Annotated in this window: 15 protein-coding genes; 3 read left to right on the top strand and 12 right to left on the bottom strand. The window is 71.6% G+C overall.

Features of this window, described 5'->3' with window-relative positions; genetic code table 11:
* Positions 1–64 precede the first annotated feature (64 nt).
* The 4 genes from ABD733_RS02355 to ABD733_RS02340 all read right to left on the bottom strand — a co-directional run bounded on the left by ABD733_RS02355 (position 65) and on the right by ABD733_RS02340 (position 5,346).
* Positions 65–2,185: a 3-hydroxyacyl-CoA dehydrogenase NAD-binding domain-containing protein gene (locus tag ABD733_RS02355; protein WP_344793433.1), complete on the bottom strand. Its 2,121-nt coding sequence runs from the start codon at positions 2,183–2,185 to the stop codon at positions 65–67.
* Positions 2,182–3,390: a thiolase family protein gene (locus ABD733_RS02350; protein ID WP_344793432.1), complete on the bottom strand. Its 1,209-nt coding sequence runs from the start codon at positions 3,388–3,390 to the stop codon at positions 2,182–2,184. Before ABD733_RS02350 ends, ABD733_RS02355 begins: the two co-directional genes overlap by 4 nt.
* A gap of 86 nt (positions 3,391–3,476) precedes the next feature.
* On the bottom strand, positions 3,477–4,697 hold the full coding sequence (locus ABD733_RS02345) for an HRDC domain-containing protein (RefSeq protein ID WP_425552886.1): 1,221 nt from the start codon (positions 4,695–4,697) through the stop codon (positions 3,477–3,479).
* A gap of 37 nt (positions 4,698–4,734) precedes the next feature.
* A complete protein-coding gene (locus ABD733_RS02340; protein ID WP_344793431.1) occupies positions 4,735–5,346 on the bottom strand; it encodes a DUF3000 domain-containing protein in 612 nt (203 codons plus the stop codon).
* 94 nt (positions 5,347–5,440) lie between these two features.
* On the opposite strand from ABD733_RS02340, the gene ABD733_RS02335 reads away from it, so the two are divergent.
* Positions 5,441–6,721, top strand: a complete 1,281-nt coding sequence (locus ABD733_RS02335) for an alpha/beta hydrolase family protein (protein WP_344793430.1) — start codon at positions 5,441–5,443, stop codon at positions 6,719–6,721.
* Here ABD733_RS02335 and ABD733_RS02330 read toward each other — a convergent pair.
* Genes ABD733_RS02330 through ABD733_RS02320 form a run of 3 tightly spaced genes read right to left on the bottom strand, consistent with a single transcriptional unit; the run spans position 6,657 to position 8,772 of the window.
* The gene (locus tag ABD733_RS02330; protein ID WP_344793429.1) at positions 6,657–7,415 is read right to left on the bottom strand and encodes a dihydrofolate reductase family protein; all 759 of its coding nucleotides are present in this window, start codon (positions 7,413–7,415) and stop codon (positions 6,657–6,659) included. The genes ABD733_RS02335 and ABD733_RS02330 overlap by 65 nt on opposite strands.
* Positions 7,412–7,867 (bottom strand): SufE family protein, encoded by a 456-nt coding sequence (locus tag ABD733_RS02325; RefSeq protein ID WP_344793428.1) that lies wholly within the window; start codon positions 7,865–7,867, stop codon positions 7,412–7,414. The genes ABD733_RS02330 and ABD733_RS02325 overlap by 4 nt, the downstream gene beginning before the upstream one ends.
* Entirely contained in the window at positions 7,864–8,772 is a 909-nt protein-coding gene (locus ABD733_RS02320; RefSeq protein WP_344793427.1) for a sulfurtransferase, read from the bottom strand. Before ABD733_RS02320 ends, ABD733_RS02325 begins: the two co-directional genes overlap by 4 nt.
* Positions 8,773–8,924: 152 nt before the next feature.
* On the opposite strand from ABD733_RS02320, the gene zapE reads away from it, so the two are divergent.
* On the top strand, positions 8,925–9,947 hold the full coding sequence (zapE, locus tag ABD733_RS02315; protein WP_344793426.1) for a cell division protein ZapE: 1,023 nt from the start codon (positions 8,925–8,927) through the stop codon (positions 9,945–9,947).
* A 236-nt stretch (positions 9,948–10,183) separates the two neighbouring features.
* On the top strand, positions 10,184–11,476 hold the full coding sequence (locus ABD733_RS02310) for an ammonium transporter (RefSeq protein ID WP_344793425.1): 1,293 nt from the start codon (positions 10,184–10,186) through the stop codon (positions 11,474–11,476).
* 198 nt (positions 11,477–11,674) lie between these two features.
* Here ABD733_RS02310 and ABD733_RS02305 read toward each other — a convergent pair whose 3' ends face one another.
* From ABD733_RS02305 to ABD733_RS02285, 5 genes are all read right to left on the bottom strand, one after another.
* Positions 11,675–13,099, bottom strand: coding sequence for an LLM class flavin-dependent oxidoreductase (locus ABD733_RS02305; protein ID WP_344793424.1), 1,425 nt, complete (start codon positions 13,097–13,099; stop codon positions 11,675–11,677).
* A 77-nt stretch (positions 13,100–13,176) separates the two neighbouring features.
* Positions 13,177–16,560, bottom strand: a complete 3,384-nt coding sequence (locus ABD733_RS02300) for an SdrD B-like domain-containing protein (protein WP_344793423.1) — start codon at positions 16,558–16,560, stop codon at positions 13,177–13,179.
* A 117-nt stretch (positions 16,561–16,677) separates the two neighbouring features.
* On the bottom strand, positions 16,678–17,622 hold the full coding sequence (locus tag ABD733_RS02295; protein WP_344793422.1) for a MetQ/NlpA family ABC transporter substrate-binding protein: 945 nt from the start codon (positions 17,620–17,622) through the stop codon (positions 16,678–16,680).
* Positions 17,623–17,675: 53 nt separating this feature from the next.
* Entirely contained in the window at positions 17,676–18,476 is an 801-nt protein-coding gene (locus ABD733_RS02290; RefSeq protein ID WP_344793421.1) for a methionine ABC transporter permease, read from the bottom strand.
* Positions 18,473–19,531 (bottom strand): methionine ABC transporter ATP-binding protein, encoded by a 1,059-nt coding sequence (locus ABD733_RS02285; RefSeq protein ID WP_344793420.1) that lies wholly within the window; start codon positions 19,529–19,531, stop codon positions 18,473–18,475. The genes ABD733_RS02290 and ABD733_RS02285 overlap by 4 nt, the downstream gene beginning before the upstream one ends.
* Positions 19,532–19,944 lie beyond the last annotated feature (413 nt).

Genomic DNA, 19,944 nt, shown 5'->3' with positions numbered 1-19,944 from the left:
ATCGCCGCCCACCGTCGAGGTGGGCGGCGATTCGCTTCGCGGGCGACGTGCCGACGATCGCGGGTCAGGCGACTCCGCGGATCGCAGGATCGTGGAAGGTCCGGCCGCGCACCCGCTCGGAGGCCCCGACGCGGTCGAGGTAGGGCGTCGCCCCGCCCATCTGGAACGGCCACCCGGCGCCGAGGATCAGGCACAGGTCGATGTCCTCCGGGGCCGCGACCACGCCGTCGTCGAGCATGCGGCCGATCTCGTCGGCGAGGCCGTCCTCGATCCTGGTCAGGAGCTGCTCCTCGGTCATCGCCGTGCCCCGGCCGGCGACGATCGCGACAGCCTTCTTGTCGAAGCCTCGGCGCTTCCCCTTCGAGTCGCGGTCGAAGATCCGGCCGTGCTCGGCGAGGCGGTGCAGAGCCTCGCTCTCGAAGAAGCGGTCGGGGAACGCCGCGTGGTGCGTGTCGAGCACGTGGGCGCCGACGGTCAGGCCGACGAGCTCGAGGAGCTCGAACGGCGTCATGGGGAGGCCGAACGGCGCGGTGGCCCGGTCGACCACCTCGAACGGCGTGCCGGTCTCGACGGCGTGCATCGCCTCGCCGAGGAGCTTCGCGAGCACGCGGTTCACGACGAAGCCGGGAGCGTCGCGGGTGATGACCGCGCTCTTGCCCAGGGTCTTCGCCACCACCATGGCGGTCGAGAGGGTCTCCTCGTCGGTCACGTCGGTGTTGACCACCTCGACGAGCGGCATGACGGCGACGGGGTTGAAGAAGTGGAACCCGACGAGCCGCTCCGGATGCGCGAGATCGGCTCCGATGGCCGTGACCGACAGCGACGACGTGTTGGTCGCGAGCACGCAGGACTCCGAGACGACCCGCTCGACGTTGGCGAAGACGTCGCGCTTGACCTGGAGCTCCTCGAAGACGGCCTCGATCACCCAGTCGGCGTCGGAGAAGTCGGCGATGTCGGTGGTGCCGGAGATCAGCGCCTGCAGGCGGTTCGACTCGTCGGCGTTGATCCGGCCCTTGGCCTGGAGCTCGTCGATGGACGACCGGATCGAGGTCACGCCCTTGTCGACCCGCGCCTGGTCGATGTCGGTGATGACCACCGGCACCTTCAGCTTCCGGACGAACAGCAGGGCGAACTGCGAGGCCATGAGACCCGCGCCCACGATTCCGACCTTCGTGATCTTCTTCGCGAGGTCGGCCGAGGGTGCCCCGGCGGGGTGCTTGGCGCGCTTCTGCACGAGGTCGAACGCGTAGATGCTGGCTCGGAACTGGTCGCCCGAGACGAGGTCGGCGAGAGCCTCGTCCTCGGCGGCGAAGCCCTCCTCGCGGGAGGCGCGCTTCGCTCCGGCCAGGAGGTCGAGCGCCGCGTACGGCGACTTCGCGACCGTCCCGATCCGCGACTGGAGGGACTTCCGGGCGATGCCGATCGCCGCGTCCCACTTCACGGCGCGCTCGATCTTGCCGGGCACGTTGGGCCGGTCGACCGTGATCGCGCCGTGCACGACCTTGTCGGCCCACGCGATGGACTCCTCGAGGAAGGCCGCCGACCCGAAGATCGCGTCGGCGATCCCGAGCTCGAAGGCCTGGCGCGCCTTGAGGGTCCGGTTGTTCTTCAGCGGGTTCTCGACGATGACGCGGAGGGCGTTCTCGATGCCGATGAGGTTCGGCAGCAGCCACGCGCCGCCCCAGCCGGGGATGATGCCGAGGAAGACCTCGGGGAACGCCAGGGCGGGAGCCGTCTCGTCGACGGTCCGGTAGTCGGCGTTCAGCGCGATCTCCATGCCGCCGCCGAGCGCGAGGCCGTTGATGAAGACGAACGTGGGCACTCCCGCGTCGTGGAGCTTGCCGAGCGCCTCGTGCCCGAGCTGCGCCATCTGCTTGCCGGCCTCACGCGAGGGGATCTGACCGACCTTCGACAGGTCGGCCCCGGCGGCGAGGAAGTACTGCTTGCCGGTGACGGCGATCGCCTGGATCTCGCCGGCTGTGGCGCGCGCCCGGAGGGCGTCCATCGTCTCGGAGAACTCGACGAGCGTCGCTGGCCCGAGAGTCGGCGGGCGCCGGTGGTCGCGGTCGTTGTCGAGCGTGACGAGGGCGAGGGTGCCGCCCGAGGGCAGCGCGACGTCGCGGACGTACGAGTGGGTGACGACCTCGTCGGCCGAGAGCGCGAGCAGGAGGCTGGTGTCGGTCATCGCCTCTTTCCTTTCCGTCCGTCGAAGTGCGGGTTCTCCCAGATGACGCTGCCGCCCTGGCCGAGGCCGACGCACATGGCGGTCAGGCCGTAGCGGACCTCGGGGTGCAGCTCGAACTGGCGCGCGAGCTGGATCATCAGCCGGACGCCGGAGGACGCCAGCGGGTGGCCGACGGCGATCGCGCCGCCCCACGGGTTGACGCGCGGGTCGTCGTCGTCGATGCCGAAGTGGTCGAGGAGCGACAGCACCTGCACGGCGAACGCCTCGTTGAGCTCGAAGAGCCCGATGTCGTCGATCGTGAGACCCGCCTTGCGGAGCGCCTTCTCGGTCGATGGCACGGGACCGATGCCCATGATCTCGGGCTCGACGCCGGCGAAGGCGAAGCTGACGAGCCGCATCTTCGGAGCGAGGCCGGCGCGGCTGGCTGCGTCATCGGAGGCGATGAGGCTGACGGTCGCGCCGTCGTTGAGGCCGGACGAGTTGCCGGCGGTCACCCGCCCGTGCGGCCGGAACGGCGTGCGGAGCGTGGCGAGGCCCTCGAGGGTGGTCTCGGGGCGGGGCGCCTCGTCGCGGTCGGCGAGCCCCCATCCTGCGCTGGTCTTGATCGCGACCGAGACGAGGTCGGGCTGGATGTGGCGGTCGGCGTAGGCCTGCGCGAGCTTCTGCTGCGAGCCGAGGGCGAACCGGTCGGAGCGCTCCTTGGTGAGCGCCGGGAACCGGTCGTGGATGCGCTCGGCGGTGTTGCCCATGTTGAGGGCCTCGCCGCTGACGAGCTTCTCGGTGAGGAACCGCGGATTGGGGTCGGCGTCGAAGCCCATCGGGTGTCGGCCCATGTGCTCGACCCCGCCGGCGAGGGCGAAGTCGTAGGCGCCGAAGGCGATGGCTCCGGCGACGCTGGTGACACTCGTCATCGCGCCCGCGCACATGCGGTCGATGGCGTAGCCGGGCACGGAGCGGGGGAGCCCGGCGAGGAGCGCAGTGGTGCGTCCGAGGGTGAGGCCCTGGTCGCCCGTCTGGGTCGTGGCCGCGATCGCGACGTCGTCGATGTCCGCAGGATCGAGCCCGGGGTTCCGCCCGAGGAGCCCCTTCATGGCCTTCACGACCAGGTCGTCGGCCCGTGTCTGCCAGTACATGCCCTTGTCGCCGGCTCGTCCGAACGGGGTACGGACCCCGTCGACGAACACGACCTCTGTTCTCTCGGCCACTCTGCCTCCTGATGCTTCCTCAGTCTGATCTCGACTGCCTGAATCCTAGAAGCGACACCTGTGGGGCAGGAATCCTTTGACTGTTCCTACGAACGCTCGTCGGCGTCGTCGCTGGCCGATTGGCGGGCCTCGACAAAGGCCTGCAGGATGCTCGGAGCGGTCGCCTCGATCTGCCACTCCCTGGCTCCGGCCTGGCGCAGGGCGTCGCCGATGTGCTCCAGGTCGAGGACCTCGGGGACGTCCCAGGCGAGACGTCGGAGGTGGTCGGGGGTGAGGAGGTTCTCCACCGGGATCGACATGGCCTCGGACATGTGCTGCAGCTTGGGCCGGGCGGCCTTGTAGCGCGCGTCGGCCTCGGGGGCGCGGTCGATCCAGGAGCGGGGCGGGGGCAGCGTGTCGCTCGCCGGACCGCGGAGGGACGGCAGGTCGCTCGTGGCGCGACCGCGCTCGAGGGCGGCCCACCAGCGGCCGAGCTCGGAGCGGCTGGCGCGCCCCACGAACTCCTTCATGGCGCCGAGCTCGCGCTTGGTCGGCGGGTTCCCGCGGACGGCCGCGATGATCGAGGAGTCGGGGAGAAGGCGGCCGGCGGCGGTGTCGACCTCGCGGGCGTACTCGTCGCGCGCCTCCCAGAGCTCGCGGACGAGGCCCAGGGCCCGCTGCCCGCGAAGCGTGGAGAGACCGGAGGTGCGGCGCCAGGGCTCCTGCTTCGGCGGCTTCGCCTCGCGGCGGAGGGTCGCCTCGAACTCCTCCTCGGCGATCTCGATCTTCTCCTGCTCGGACAGCAGCGCGTGCATGGCGTCGCGCAGGTCGACGAGGAGCTCGACGTCGAGGGCGGCGTAGACGAGCCAGCTCTGGGGGAGAGGCCTCGTCGACCAGTCGGCCGCCGAGTGCTCCTTGGCGAGGTGGATGCCGAGGAGCTCCTCGACGACGGCGCCGAGGCCCACGCGGGGCATGCCGGCGAGCCGGGCACCGAGCTCGGTGTCGAAGATGCGCGTCGGGTCGAGGCCGACCTCGCGGAGGCAGGCCAGGTCTTGCGAGGCCGCGTGCAGCACCCACTCCTCGTCGCGGATCTCCGCGTCGAGCTCGGCGAACGAGCCGATCGCCGGAGGGTCGAAGAGGAAGACGCCGGAGCCGCGGCGGAAGATCTGGATCAGGTAGGCGCGCTGCGAGTACCGGTAGCCGGAGGCCCGCTCGGCGTCGATGGAGATGGGCCCGTGTCCGGCCGCGATGGCGCGGACGGCCTCGAGGTACTCCTCGCGGGTGGCGATGACCTCGACGACGCCGTGGTCGTCGTCGGCGGTCGAGATGCGCGGTGCGGCCGACGCCTGGGCGTCGGGACTGGGACTACTGCTCACGCCCCACCCTTCGGGAAGCGAGGAGGGTCACGCCCTCGGCGGTCGGGGGGAGCCCGGCGAGCGTGCAGATCAGCTCGGACCAGGCCTCGACGTGCGAGGCGAGCGAGCCGCCGGTCGGCGACCACGACGCGCGCAGCTCGAGCTGCGCTCCGTCGCCCTGCGCCGCCAGCTCGCCGTACCCGGTCGAGAGGATCTTGGTGGCCGTCCCGGACGCGGCGGTGTACTCCGCGCCGTTCGCCTCGAGCGAGTCGATGAGCCAGCTCCAGGCGACGTCGGCGACGAACGGGTCGAGACCGATCTCTGTCTCGAGGGGAGCCTGCGCGAAGCTGACCACGCGCCAGGGGCCGCCCCACTGCTCGGGCTCGTCGGCGTCGTACAGGACGATGAAGCGGCCGGTCCCGAGGTCGGGATCGGCGGCACCCCGCGCGCCGACGACGTCGGCTGCGAGAGCGAAGGAGCTCGGGGCGAGTCCGCCCGGAGCCGGGATCTCGGTGACCGCCAGGTCGTCGCGCGACTCGAGCGCGCGGATCGCGTCCACCGCGGCCGCGAAGGCGGCGGGCAGCACCGGCGTCGCCTGAGGACCTGAGGGAGTTTCGGACACGTAGGAAGACTAGGCTCGAAGACGAACCGGTGGCCAGCGGCACGCCGAGAGGCAGCCCTGCACCCCCAGCACGACTTCGACCGGAGGCGCCTCCATGACACGTGTCGCAGGATCACCCGGTGGTCTCGGGATCCCCGCCGTCCCCGTGATGTCGCCCCGTCGGGCCGCGGCCCGTCTGGTCGCGATCATCGCCGGCGTGTCGGCGGGCGGCGCCGGGGTCGTGGCACTCGCGGGCTTCGCCGGTCTGACCTACGCGGTCGCCCGCTTCGTCGTCACGCCGGCGAGAGAGCGGCACGAGCGGATCCGCATCCTGCGCGTTGACCACGACGAGGGCACCGTCGCCCTGACCTCGACGCCCGACACCCGCCTGCCGGGCCGCTACGGGTTCCTCTTCGACGAGGGCCGGGGCTACGCCCGGCTGGGCGAGGTCGTCAGCGACGACGGCGCCGTCGTCGTCCGCCGGGTCGACGCGGTCGACGAGGGCGCCCTCGACGAGGCGAGGCGCGGGCGGCTCCTCGGCTGGTACTACCGGCGTCCATCCGACCTCGGACTGCCCTTCACCGAGGTCGAGGTCGACACCGACGCCGGGCCGGCACCCGCCTGGGAGATCCCGGCGGCCGATGCCGATCCCGGTGCGCCCACGGGCGGCCGCTGGGCCGTGATCGTCCACGGCCGGGGAGTGGTGCGGGCCGAGACCCTCCGCGCGGTGCCGCCGTTCCGCGAGGCCGGGTTCACGACCCTCGTCGTCTCGTACCGCAACGACGGCGAGGCTCCGGCGTCGTCGGACGGCCGCTACGGGCTCGGGCTCACCGAGTGGGCCGACGTCGACGCGGCCATCGAGTACGCCGTCGAGCACGGCGCGACGAGCGTCGTCCTGATGGGCTGGTCGATGGGCGGCGCCCTCGTGCTGCAGACGCTCCTCCGCTCGGAGCACCGCGGCGTCATCGAGGGGCTCGTCCTCGAATCGCCGGTGGTCGACTGGCGGACGACGCTCCGCTACCAGGGCGACGCGCTCCACCTGCCCGGTCCTATGCAGAAGGCCGTCCTCGCGATCCTGGGCGCCCGTCGCCTCTCGGCGATCACCGGGCAGGCCGCACCGATCGACTTCGACGCGCTCGACCTCGTCGCCGGGGCCGAGAAGATCACGGTGCCGGTGCTGATCCTGCACAGCGACGACGACGGGTTCGTGCCCTCGACCGCGTCGCGGGCTCTGGCGCTCGCCCGACCGGACCTCGTGACGCTGGAGGACTTCCACGTCGCCCGGCACACGAAGCTCTGGAATATGGAGCCCGAGCGCTTCGAGGGGGCGATCAGCGGGTGGCTTCGGCGCCTTCGACCCGCCACCGGGCGTACAGAGCGCTCTGGTCGTCGATGAGCAGCTGGCTGAGGCTCAGCCTCGAGGCGTCGAAGCGCTCCGAGCCGAAGACGGGCAGGCCGCTCCCGATGACGACCGGCGACGTCGAGAGGCACAGCTCGTCGACCAGGTGGTCGCGGACGAACTGACCGGCGAGCGACGGTCCGCCCTCGCAGACGAGCGACGTGAGGCCGCGCGCGTGGAGGGTCTCGACGATGGCCCGGGGCGCGATCCTGCCGCCCGTGTCGGCCACCGGCGCGATCGTGGCGAGCCGGCAGAGGCTGTCGCCGAGGGACTCCTCGACCCGGCCGACCGCGTTCTCGGGGCAGACGACGACCACGCGCTCGGCACGCTCGGGCGCGATGCGGTGACCGCTGAGGTCGCCGGTCGAGGTGACGACGACGAGCTTCGCCGACGGCGGTACGCGGTACCCCTCGGCCCGGACGCTCGCGGCGCCCACGACGACGGCGTCGGCGACGTCGCGGACGGCCCGCAGGATCGCGCGGTCGGCGGGATTGCTGAGGGTGTCGCTCGTGCCGTCGGCCCCGGCCGCGTCGCCCGAGACAGCAGCGATCAGATTGATGCGCAGCCAGGGCGTCGCGGGCGGGGCGTACCAGCTGGCGAGAGTCTCCTGCGTGGCGTCGGCGCCGACCTCGAGGGCGGTCTCGACGTCGGGCCCGGCGTCGGGCGACCGGTGCAGGAGACGCAGGATCACGCGGCCGACTTCTCGCGGATCTGCCGTTTGGCCCGGCCGAGCAGCGCCGTCATCCCGCGGATGCGGAGCGGGCTGACCGCCTCGACGAGACCGATGGTCTGCGGGTAGTCGTCGGGGACTCCGAGCGCCTCGTCGACCGTGAGCCCGTCGAGTCCCTGCGCCACGATCGACGCGAAGCCGCGCGTGGTCGGCGACTCCCGCGGAGCCGTCGCGTAGAGGTGGACGAGCCCGTCGTCGATCTCGACGAAGATGAACACCGGCGACTGGCACTCGACGACCTGCTCAAGGAGGTCGGGGTGGTCGGCGTAGCGCGCGGGGAGCTCCGGGAGCTCGTTCGAGAACTCGAGGAGCAGCTGGAGGCGGTCTTTCACGCCGAGGTCGAGGAAGTCGTGACGGATCTCGGCCAGCGCCTCGGGGAGAGCGGCGGACTCGGACGGTGCGGAGCCGGTCATCGTGCCGCGGCCACCGGGGCCTCGCCGGGCTCGGAGCCGGTCGCGATCGGCACGCGGACGGCGGAGCCCCACTCGGTCCAGGAGCCGTCGTAGTTGCGGACGTTCTCGAAGCCCATCAGATGGTGGAGCACGAACCAGGTGTGGCTCGACCGCTCGCCGATGCGGCAGTAGGCGATGACGTCGTCGCCGGAGGCGAGACCGGCGCCGTCGCGGTAGATCGCGTCGAGCTCGGCGAGCGGACGGAAGGTGCCGTCGTCGGCCGCCGCCTTGCCCCACGGGACGTTCTTGGCGCTCGGGATGTGCCCGGCTCGCAGGGCGCCCTCCTCGGGGTAGGCCGGCGCCGTCGTGCGCGAGCCGTCGTACTCCTCGGGGGAGCGGACGTCGATCAGGGGGCTGCCGAAGTGGGCGAGCACGTCGTCTCTGAAGGCGCGGACGACCGAGTCGTCGCGCACCGGCACCGGGTACTCGGCGGTGGCGACGTCGGGGGCGTCGAGCGTGAAGCCCCGGCCCTCGGCCTCCCACTTCGCGCGGCCGCCGTCGAGGAGGCGGACGTCGGAGTGGCCGAAGAGGGTGAACACCCACAGGGCGTAGGCGGCCCACCAGTTGTTCTTGTCGCCGTAGACGACGACGGTGGTGTCGGGCGAGATGCCGCGCTCGCGCATCAGCTCGGCGAAGCGCTCCGGCGAGACGTAGTCGCGCTGGACCGGGTCGTTGAGGTCGGTGTGCCAGTCGAGCTTCACGGCGCCCTCGATGTGCCCGACCTCGTAGAGCAGGACGTCCTCGTCGGACTCCACGACGACGAGGCCCTCGTCGCCGAGGTGCTCGGCGAGCCAGTCGGTCGACACGAGACGCTCGGGGTGCGCGTACTCGCTGAACTTCGGGGACGGATCGCGGTCGACGGTCATTTCTACCTCCTGGTGCCGCCCTTCGGGCGGCTCGTGCTCACGGGGCCGGCGGTAAACTCGGCCCACCGGACGAAAACCTCAACGGCAGGCGCCGTCCGAATATGCCGGGCCCGGCCCATACGACTCTGACACAGATTGGCAGGCACCGCTCGATGTCCCACGAGACCACCAGAGCGATCGTCTCCCTCACCGACCGGTCGCCCAGCATCTCGGCAGCGGAGATCGTCGCCCACCTCGTGCCGCCGCGCCAGTTCGACGGCGCCTCGCTCGACAACTACCGCCCCGATCCGCAGTACGCGTCGCAGACCGAGGCCGTCGAGGCCGTCCGCGCCTTCGCCGAGCCCGCCCCGGCCGCCAGGGGCCTGTTCCGGCGACGGGCCGCGTCGTCGTCGACGCCCGGCCTCTACCTCGACGGCGGCTTCGGCGTCGGCAAGACCCACCTCCTGGCCGCCCTCTGGCACCGCATGCCCGGTGCTCCCGACGCGGGCACCAAGTTCTTCGGCACCTTCATCGAGTACACGGCGCTCGTCGGCGCCGTCGGGTACCAGGGCGCCATCAAGCAGCTCACCGGCGCGAGCCTGATCTGCATCGACGAGTTCGAGCTCGACGACCCGGGCGACACCATGATCATGACCAGGCTGCTCGGCGAGCTGGCCGACTCGGGCACGAAGATGGCGGCGACCTCCAACACCCCGCCGAACGCGCTCGGCGAGGGTCGGTTCGCCGCCAGCGACTTCCTCCGCGAGATCCAGGCCCTCTCCGGCCGCTTCCGCACCCTCCGCATCGACGGCACCGACTACCGGCGGCGCGAGGTGGAGGCGCACGCGGTCGTGACCGGCGACCTCGATCCTGCGATCGACGCCCAGGAGGGCGTGGTCTCGGTCGACGACTTCGCCGCCGTCATCGAGCACCTCGCCACCGTGCACCCCTCGAAGTACGTGAAGCTGATCGACGGCGTCGACGCGGTCGCCCTCCGCGACGTCGCGCCGCTGCACGACCAGACTCAGGCGCTCCGCTTCGTCGCGTTCGTCGACCGCCTCTACGACGCCCAGGTCCGGGTGGTCGCCTCCGGTGTCCCTCTCGACGAGGTGTTCGGGGCCGACATGCTCGCGGGCGGCTACCGCAAGAAGTACCTCCGGGCCATGTCGCGGCTCGTCGCGCTCACCCTCCTCTAGACGCCTTCGGGCTGCCCGCATCTCAGGGGCGATTCCTGCCGCGCGGTCAGATTCGCGAAACCTCATGTTTACAAGGGGCCGAATCGTGTTACATCGGCGAAACATCGAGGCACACGGATCGAAACGTGCTGCCGCCAGGATGAGCGGTATCCCGAGGCGGCGAACTCGATCCACCCGCATGTTGTTCCTCGAGCGCGCCGGGAGCCCCGCACTGCACAACTGAGAGGTGACACCAGATGTTCGACCAAGGCAATACCGCCTACGTCCTGATCACGGCCGCCATGGTCCTGCTCATGACCCCCGGCCTCGCCTTCTTCTACGGCGGACTCGTCAAGGCCAAGAGCGTCATCAGCATGATGATGCTCAGCTTCGGCGCGATCGGCCTCATCGCCGTCCTGTGGGTCCTGTACGGGTACTCGATGGTGTTCTCCGGCGCTGCCGGCGGCGCCGGGGCGACCGAGCACTTCATCGGCATCGACGGCGTCATCGGGTTCGACCCGACGCTGTTCAGCCTCAACGCGCTGGTCGACCAGGCCAACTCCGCGACCAAGGCCGGCTACCCGGGTCTCGCCTTCGCGGCGTTCCAGGCCACCTTCGCGATCATCACCGTCGCCCTCATCTCGGGCGCCATCGCCGACCGCGCCAAGTTCGGCGCGTGGATGGTCTTCGCCGGCGTCTGGGCGACCATCGTGTACTTCCCCGTCGCCAGCTGGGTCTTCAACTTCACCCTCGGCAAGGACGGCTCCGTGGTCGACGGCGGATGGCTGGCTCGGATGGGCCTGATCGACTTCGCCGGCGGTACCGCGGTGCACATCAACGCAGGATCCGCGGGCCTCGCGCTCGCCCTCGTCCTCGGCAAGCGCGTCGGCTTCGCCAAGGGCGCCTACAAGCCGCACAACCCTCCCTTCGTGATGCTCGGTGCGGGCCTGCTCTGGTTCGGCTGGTTCGGCTTCAACGCGGGCTCCGAGCTCGCCGCCGACGGAACCGCGTCGATCGCCTTCATCAACACCCTCGCAGCCCCCGCCGCGGCCGTGCTCGGCTGGCTCGTCGTCGAGAAGCTCAAGGACGGCAAGGCCACCTCGGTCGGCGCCGCCTCGGGCGCCGTCGCCGGCCTCGTCGCGATCACTCCCGCCTGTGCCGCGCTCACGCCCTTCTGGGGCATGGTCCTCGGTGTCGTCGCCGGCGCCGTCTGCTGCCTCGCGATCGACCTCAAGTTCCGCCTCGGCTTCGACGACTCGCTCGACGTCGTCGGCGTCCACCTCATCGGCGGCATCGTCGGAACCCTCTTCATCGGCGTCTTCGCCTACAAGGGCATCGGCCTCATCTACGGCGGCGGCTTCCACCAGCTCGGCGTGCAGGCTCTCGCGGCCCTCGTCGTCATGGTCTACTCGTTCGCTCTCGCCTACGCGATCGGCTGGATCATCCAGAAGACGATGGGCTTCCGAGTCACCAACGAGGACGAGATCGCCGGCATCGACACGGCCGTGCACGGCGAGGAGGGCTACGTGCTCCTCGACGAGCGCGTCTAGTCTCCGCCGCCTCCCGCCTTTCGCCTCATCACGAAGGCCCCGGCACCCGCGAGGGTGTCGGGGCCTTCGTGTGTCCTGCCGTGGTGCGCGGTGCCGCCCGACGTTGCACGGACACCGCACCCGGCCGCGGCAGGGTGCCTCGTCCGTGAGACGTTGCACGGCAGCCGTCGCCGGGCCCGGAGGCGGGGCGGCGGCGGGCTACGCCGAGACGCGGGCGGCGTCGGCGACACTCCCCGTCGACGTGGAGCGGGCGCCGCCGATGCGGAAGCTCGCCCCGCGGTGCTCCTCGGGCAGGCGGTCGCCGCGCCCGTGCAGCTTCTCCCGGAGCGACCCGGGCGCGTACTCGGTCGGGTAGGCACCGCGGGCACGGAGCTCGGGGATCACGTGCTCGATGACGTCCTCCCAGGTGCCGGGCGAGACGGCGTAGGCGAGGTTGAACCCGTCGACGTCGGTCTCGGCCACGAGGGCCTGGAGGTGGTCGGCGACCTCGGCTCCCGAGCCGACGAAGATCGGCCCGAGGCCGCCGATGGCGCCGAATCGGGCGATGTCGCGGACCGTCCACTCGCGGCCGTCGAGCTTCGCCGACTCCTTGAAGTTCTCGATCACCGACTGGATCGCGTTGCCCTGCACGTCGCCGATCGGCTGGTCGAGGTCGTACTGCGACAGGTCGATGCCGGTCCAGCCCGACATGAACACGAGCGCGCCCTCCTCGCTCGCGTAGCGGAGGTACTCCTCGTGCTTCGCCTCGGCCTTCTCGTGCGTCTCGTCGGTGATGATCGTGAGCAGCGTGTAGATCTTGGCTGAGTAGCGGTCGCGACCCGCCTTCTCGAGGGCGTCGCGGATCCTGCCGACCGTCGCCTTCAGCACCGCCCCGGTCGGAGCGGACACGAAGATGGCCTCGGCGTTGTCGGCCGCGAAGGCGACACCGCGAGGCGACGCGCCGGCCTGGTAGATGACGGGGGAGCGCTGGATCGACGGCTCCGAGAGGTGGATGCCGGGAACGGTGTAGTGCTCGCCGCGGTGGCCGATCTCGTGCACCTTCTCGGGGTCGGTGAAGACGCCGCCCTCGCGGTCTTCGACGACCGCGTCGTCCTCCCACGAGCCCTCCCACAGCTTGTAGAGCACGTCGAGGTACTCGCTCGCGACGTCGTAGCGGGCGTCGTGCTCGAGCTGGTCGTCGTGGCCCATGTTGCGCGCGGCGCTCGGCAGGTAGCCGGTGACGACGTTCCAGCCGACGCGACCCTTGGTCAGGTGGTCGAGCGACGACATCCTGCGGGCGAACGGGTAGGGGTGCTCGTACGCGGTGCCGGCCGTGACGCCGAAGCCGAGGTGCTTCGTGACAGCCGCCATCGCGGAGACGAGCAGCACCGGGTCGTTCACCGGCACCTGCGCGCCGTTGCGGACGGCTGCGATGTTGTTGCCGCCGTAGACGTCGTACGTGCCGAGGACGTCGGCGATGAAGATGCCGTCGAAGGTGCCCGACTCGAGCAGCTTCGCGAGGCTCGTCCAGTACTCGATGTCGTTGTAGTGGCGCGACCGGTCGTTCGGGTGGCGCCAGAGGCCGGACGACTGGTGGGCCACGCAGTTCATGTCGAAGGCGTTGAAGCGGATCTGTCGGGTCATGGCTTCATCGTCCGGCACCCGCGCGCGCAGCCACAGCCCCCCGCGTAACGAACCGTCACGCGGGGGGCTCGCACCCGCTACCCGTCGGAGCGGCGCCGCCTGGAGAGCAGGATCGCGATCCCTCCGGCGAGGAGGAGGAGCAGCGCCGCGCCGCCCGGCACGAGCAGGGCCGTACCCGTGAAGGCCAGGTGGTCGGGGCCGGCCGCGCTCGTGGTCGCGGTCGTGGTGCCCGGGTGGACGCCCTCCGGGTCCGGTCGCGTGCCGATCAGAACGCCCGGCGGATCGATGACGGGCAGGACGATGACCGGCTCCTCCGGGAGCACCAGGCCCGCGTCGACGTCGAGTCGGGTGTCGACCCCGACGAGCGCTCCGGCGAGTTCTTCGCGCTTCAGCTGCACGCTGGTCGCGCCCGCGAGGCTGACGTCCGAGTCGAGCGCAGGATCGCCGCTCGCGCCGGTTCGGGTCCACCGGCTCCCGTCCGGGCGCGTGAAGGTCAGCTCGTACGACCCGGAGCGGAGCCCGGCGAAGAGGTACCGGCCCGTGGCGTCCGTGGTGGTCGACCGGGAGACGGGGCGGCCGATGTCGTCGGTGCCGGTCAGTCGGACGGCGATGCCGCCGACGCCGGGCTCTCCCCTGCTCTGGACACCGTCGCCGTCGGTGTCGCTCCAGACGAAGTCGCCGACCGCGCCTGCGACGACGCGGACGGTCGCGAAGTCGCTCCTGACCGGGAGCGCGAGGTTGGACGCCCGGAGGCCGAACCGGTCGACGAGCAGGTCTCCGTCGGCGGCTCGGGGCACGTCGACCCGGAGGTGGTGCTCTGCGCGGCCTCCGACGGGGAGTGCGGCGCCGCGCAGGATCCGCACGGCGGTGACCTCTGCGAGCGACCGGGGGCAGCCGGCCGTGCCCAGCGCCGACAGCTCGCACCAGGTCGTGGCGGCGCTGCCCGCCGATGCTCCGGCGGCCGTGAGCGCATTGGACTCGGCGGCCGGGTCGAGCGAGATCGTCGACGGCGGGGCGGCGGAGTAGAGCACCCGCTCACGGAGGGCGGCGCCGGGGACGACGGGACTCGCCAGGTGCACGCGGCCGGCGAACGACGACCCGCCCGTGTCGCCGTCGGAGGGCAGCACGTCGATCAGGTCGAGACCCTCGAGCGCGCTCGTGTCGGTGTTGACGGCCGTCAGGAGCCACTCGGCCGGGTCGCCGACCTCGATCACCGGGTGCACGGCGGTCGTGCTCACCGCCAGACCGCCGGACGAGACGACCTCCACGGCCCGCGACGCGGTGCGGAACCGCTCCGCCGAGATGTCGCCGTCGGACGCCACCGTCGCGGTGTTCGTCAGCGCGCTCGGCGGCGCGTCGACCGCCACGGCGATGTCGAAGACGAGCGGGTCGATGAGGTCTCCGACGGTGCGGTGGGGCAGGATCCAGGTCAGCCGCTGCCGGCGGTCGCCGGGGCCGCCCGGGCCGTCGACCTCGTCGATGGACGTCGGGGAGACCGAGGCGCTGCCGGCGATGTAGCTGGTGTTCGCCGGCAGGACGTCGGTGACGGTGACGGTCGTGGTCCGGGCGGCCGTGTCGGCGCTGGTCACGGTCGGGTAGAGCGCGAGTCGGAGGCTGCTGCCTGCGGTGGCCGTCTTGGTCGCGTCGGGGGTGGAGGCGGCGTCCGAGCCGGGATCGACGACCTTGGTCGTGATGCGCGCGAGATCGGTCGTGCGGACGACGAAGTCGGAGAGCGGACCGCCGGCGACATCGGCGGACGTGGTGTCGTGGACCCAGGTGCCGTCGGAGGTGGCGCCGAAGAACAGCTGCCCGAAGTTCCGGACGCGGGTCGCCGAGGCGCCGTCGTCGACCCGGAGGTAGGTGAACAGGTCGAGTCGCTGGCTGCCGGGGACGTCGGACACGGCGCGGACGCGGTCGACGGCCGTCACGCCGCCGGGGACGTCGTCGGGCGAGGAGAACCACGGTCCGTCGGAGTCGGAGCACGTCGCGTCGCGACCGGCCGTCGGGGTCGTCCAGGGGACCGCCGCGTACTCGATGCGGGCTCGCGGCTGACCGGAGGTCGTGGCGTACCTGCCGGCCGGGCCGACGGCCAGCGTCTGGACGCCCGGGTCGTACACGTCGCAGGCGATCGCGCCCTGGTAGGTGCCGAGGCCGCTGTTCGCCAGGTTCACCTGCGAGCGGAGGAGCGTCATCGGCGTCGCGTAGGGGTCGCCGCTCTTGCCCGAGCCGGGGACCGTGGAGCCCGAAGCCGTCACCCGGCCGTAGGCCTTGTATCCGCTGCCCGGCAGGAAGTTCGAGACCAGCCTCGACGACACGTTGTTGGCGAGGGGCTCGGAGGTCGCCCCGTAGTTCTCCTGTCCGCTCACGCTGGTGGCCGAGAGCGCGGAGAACGTGTTGACCGCGAGGGCCGACGACCCGGCGCTCGGGGAGGGGAGCCACACGGTGATGGTCATCGACATGACGTAGGGCGCAGCACCCCCTTCGATCGCCCCGCCGGTGGAGCTCAGGTCGGGACTCGAGTCAAGCCGCGTGTCGGTGCCGTCGATGCTCACGTCGATCGGCTGCCCCGGCGCCGACTGCCTGCACCGCGCGACTCCGGAGTCGGCGACGGCGCGTCGTCCGCCGCCCCGTCCGCTCGGGAGCGAGTGGAAGAACCCCGGACCGTTCAGGCCGCAGGGCTGACCGCCCCAGTCGTACAGCCGAGCGCGACTCGTGTCGCGCCCCTCGAGCCGAGAGACGTCGTCGCGGAAGCGCAGGATCCCGGCCAGCTCCTCCGAGCCCAGCGCGCCCTGCCCGGGCACGAGCGGCCGCGCCACGACGGTGATCGGGTACGTGAGGGTGAGCCCCGGCTCGCCGTCGGGCCCGGCGACTCCGGCCTTCAGGAGCGAGGCGCTCCCGTTCTTCACCAGGTCGAAGCGGGGCGCCGCGGAGACGACGGTCTCGGGCGAGCGCACCTGCTCGTCGGCGGACGACGTGTCGCCCGCCGCCACCGACCCGGTGATCGCGACGACCTGGCCGTTCCGGGCCGAGCCGTCGATCTCGAGAGTGACGGACACCGCGCGGACCGCGGTCTCGACGCGCCCCAGGGCGCAGGTCAGGATCGGGCCGGCCACGGACGATCCTGCGATGCACTCGCGGGGGAGAGCGCCCCAGGAGGTGTTCGCGGGGGCCTCGAGCCGGATCGTCTCGTCGTCGGCAGCGCCGTCGACCGCGTTGACGGTCGCGCGATAGGTGATCTGGTCGTGCGTCCGGACGACGCCGTTCGACCGGCCCGTGTCGGCGCCGGCACCGGCCGACGGGGTGAAGGGACCGCGGCCGTCGCTCGCGACCTCGAGGGCGAGAGCGATGCTCGCTGCGGGCGCAGGCGCCGAGGCGGCCACGGCTGCCGCGCTCGACACGGTCGCGGGGACGAGCCCGGCGACCAGGGCTGTCGCGAGGGCGACGACGACCACGGGCCTCACGGGAGGACTCGCAGGGTGCTCAGGACGCTTGGCATGTGAAAGGGCATGCGTCACATGTTACACATGCCTGAGGCATGAATGCCCTGTCGCCACCTCCTGGGCTGCATCGCGCGGGCGCTACTCCTTCGCGGCGAGCGGCAGCAGGATCCCCTTCTCCTGACGGTCGGTCGCCAGGAACTCCTGCACGGCGGGGTCCTTGAAGGCGGCGATGAGCTTCTTCACGTTCGGCGAGTCGAGGTACTTCGTGCCGACTGTGAGCTGGCCCGCGAACTCGTCGGGTGCCGCGGGCGCGAAGATCTTCTTCTCGATCGGGATCCCGGCAGCCAGGTAGTACTCCGTGTAGCCGACGGCCGCGTCGAGGTCGTCGAGCGAGCGCGACTGGGCGGCGAAGTCCAGGAGCGTGAACTTCAGGTGCCTCGGGTTGGAGGCGATGTCGTCCTGCGTGGCGTAGCCCTTGTCGATGCCCGGCTTGAGCGTGATGAGACCGGCGCGCTCCAGGATCCAGAGGCCCTGCGCCTCGTTGGCCGGGTCGGAGTAGAGCGAGATCGTGGCGCCGTCGGGGATCTCGGCCGCGGACTTCCACTTCGACGACCACAAACCGAAGCCCCAGCGGAAGACCGGGGTGGCCGCCGTCTCCTCGAAGCCCGGATTGGCCTTCAGGACCTGACTCAGCCAGAGCTTGTGCTGGTACACCGTGCCGGCCACCTCGCCCTCGCTCACGGCGCGGTTCAGCGTCGTCGAGTCGGAGAGGCCCTTGAACGCGACCTTGATGCCGTACTTCGGCGCGACGTTCTTCGCGACGAAGTCGACGAGGCTCTCCTCGGCGGAGTTGCCCTCGGCGGTGGCGACGTAGAGGGTCGCGCCGGCGGTGTCGTTGGCCGACGCGGTCGGGAGCAGCCTCGGGACGGTGATGCCGGCGGCGACCGCGACGACGGCGACCGCTGCGCCGACGACGAAGGGCCAGCGGCGGCGCCTCTTCAGGGTGAAGCCGTGCTCGCGGGTGCTGTTCGGGTCGGCGCTGGTGCTGCCGGCTTCTGGGGTGGTGGGTTCGTTCGAGGGCATGGCTGTGCTGCTCCAGGGTGGGGGGTGAGGGTGGGTGGTGGGAGGGTGGGTGGTCAGACGACGGGCTCGGCCACGCGCGTCCGGCGCGACGAGAGCCGGAGGCGCGGCGTGAGGCGGCGCGCCAGCCGGTCGCCGGCGAGCTGGACGAGCGCGACCAGCAGGACGAGGATCACGATCGTCGCGATCATCACCCGCGTGTCGAACCGCTGGTACCCGTAGGTGACCGCGACGTAGCCGATCCCGCCTGCGCCGATGGTCCCGGCGATGGCCGAGTACTCGATCATGGCGATCGTGTTGATGGTGAGGCCGCCGATGATCGCCGGGACCGCCTCCGCGAGCTGCGCCGTGCGGATGACCTGCAGGCGCGAGGCTCCGGCCGCCCTGGCGACCCGGCCGTACTCGGGCGGGACCGACCGGAGCGCGTTCTCGACGATCCGCGAGAAGAAGGCGATACCGGCGAGCGACATCGGGACGACCGCCGCGGGGATGCCGATGTTGGTGCCCGTGATCAGGCGGGTGAACGGGATGATGGCGGCCATCAGGATGAGGAACGGCAGGCTCCTCCCGAGGCTCACGACCCAGCCGACCACGGCGTGCGCGACGCGGTGCTCGAAGAGGCCGCCGCGCGCGGTGTTGTGGACGAGGGCGCCGAGCGGGATCCCGACGAGCACGACGATGACCATCGTGACGCCGACCATGACGATCGTGTCGCCGAGCGCCGGGATAACGAGGCCGGCGATCTGGTCGAGCGGCACCCGGACCTCGCCGACCGGGTCGGCGGCGGCTGCCACCGCGGTCGGGGCTGCTGCTGCTGCCGTTGTTGCCGTGGCTGCTGCTGCTGCTGCGAGGCTCATGCGACGGACTCCAGGGGGACGGGGGCGGCAGAGGGGGCGGCGCTCAAGGACGCGGGGCCGAGGGCGGCGGTGCGCCCCTCGGGGACGCGGCGGGCGAGTCCGAGGCGGGCCAGTGCATCCTGCGCGGCCCTCTCGAGTGCTGCCGGCACCGCGATCGTCGCGTGCCCGACCGACTGACCGTCCACGACCTCGATGGAGGCGCCGAGCAGGTCGACGGGCGCGCGGAGCTCGCCGCCGAGGCGCGTCAGCCAGTCGGCGGGGACGGCGGCCGAGGCGTAGGCCACGACGAGTTCCGCGGATCCTGCGCTCGCTGGTGCGGCAGGCCGCTCGGGCTGGAGGTCGCGGCCCAATGCCGATGCAGGATCGCGGAGCAGCTCGACGACACGACCGCTCTCGATGAACCGCCCGCCCTCGAGCCGCGCGACGGTGTCGGCGACCTCGCGCACGGCCTCCATCTCGTGCGTGATCAGCAGGATCGAGAGGTCGAGGTCGTCGCGGAGCTCCCGGAGGAGCCGCAGGATCGACCGGGTCGACTCCGGGTCGAGACCCGACGTCGCCTCGTCAGACAGGAGCACCCGGGGTCGGAGCGCGAGAGCGCGGGCCACTCCGACGCGCTGCCGCTGCCCGCCGGAGAGCTGGTGCGGGTACGACGAGGCCTTGTCGGCGAGCCCCACCCGGTCGAGCAGCTCGCCGACGCGCGACCTGGTCTCGGCACGCGTGACACCCAGGAACTCGAGGGGGAGCGCGACGTTCTGGGCGGCGGTCCGGCGGGAGAGGAGGCCGTCGGTCTGGAAGATCGTGCCGATGGCGCGGCGGGCGGAGCGGAGGCCGGCCTCGCCCGACGCGGTGAGGTCGAGCCCGTCGACGACGACCGAGCCGGACGTCGGGCGCTCCAGGAGGTTCACGCATGCGGCGAGCGTCGACTTGCCGGCGCCGCTCCGTCCGACGACGGCGGCGATCTCGCCCGTGCCGACCTCGAAGTCGAGGCGGTCGAGGACGACGCTGCGGGCGCCGTCGTGGTCGAAGACCTTCGTGAGCTGCTGGAGGCTGATCATGACGCGAGAGTAGAGGCCGGGGGACGGGCAGCGCGGGTCGGGGTCGCCGCGTGACCGCGCGTGACGGGGGGACGACGTCGGGCGTCACAAACCGTCACGGGGCGGGTCGTTCGGCTTCGTGTCTCGTCGGGTCGCCTCGCCTCGCGCACGACCCGGGCAGAAAGAGAGGCGCGCCCCCGCACGAGGTGCGAGGACGCGCTGCCGCCGCTGACGAGGGGTCAGGATCAGGCGATCCCTCGAGCGACGGCATGAGGCCGAGTAACCAGCTCGACCGATTCCATTGTGGTCGTGATCTGATCGGTTGCGCTTCGTTTAGCCCGATTGCGCCACGTGTCGTGTCGTCGTGATGCGTTGCGTCGCTTTGCCCTGGCCAATGCATGAATTTCTCGGCACGAGGGCCCGCGATCCGCATG

It is taken from the genome of Frondihabitans peucedani (assembly GCF_039537585.1).
Lineage (GTDB): Bacteria > Actinomycetota > Actinomycetes > Actinomycetales > Microbacteriaceae > Frondihabitans > Frondihabitans peucedani.
This window is presented reverse-complemented; position numbering and strand designations above follow the sequence as displayed.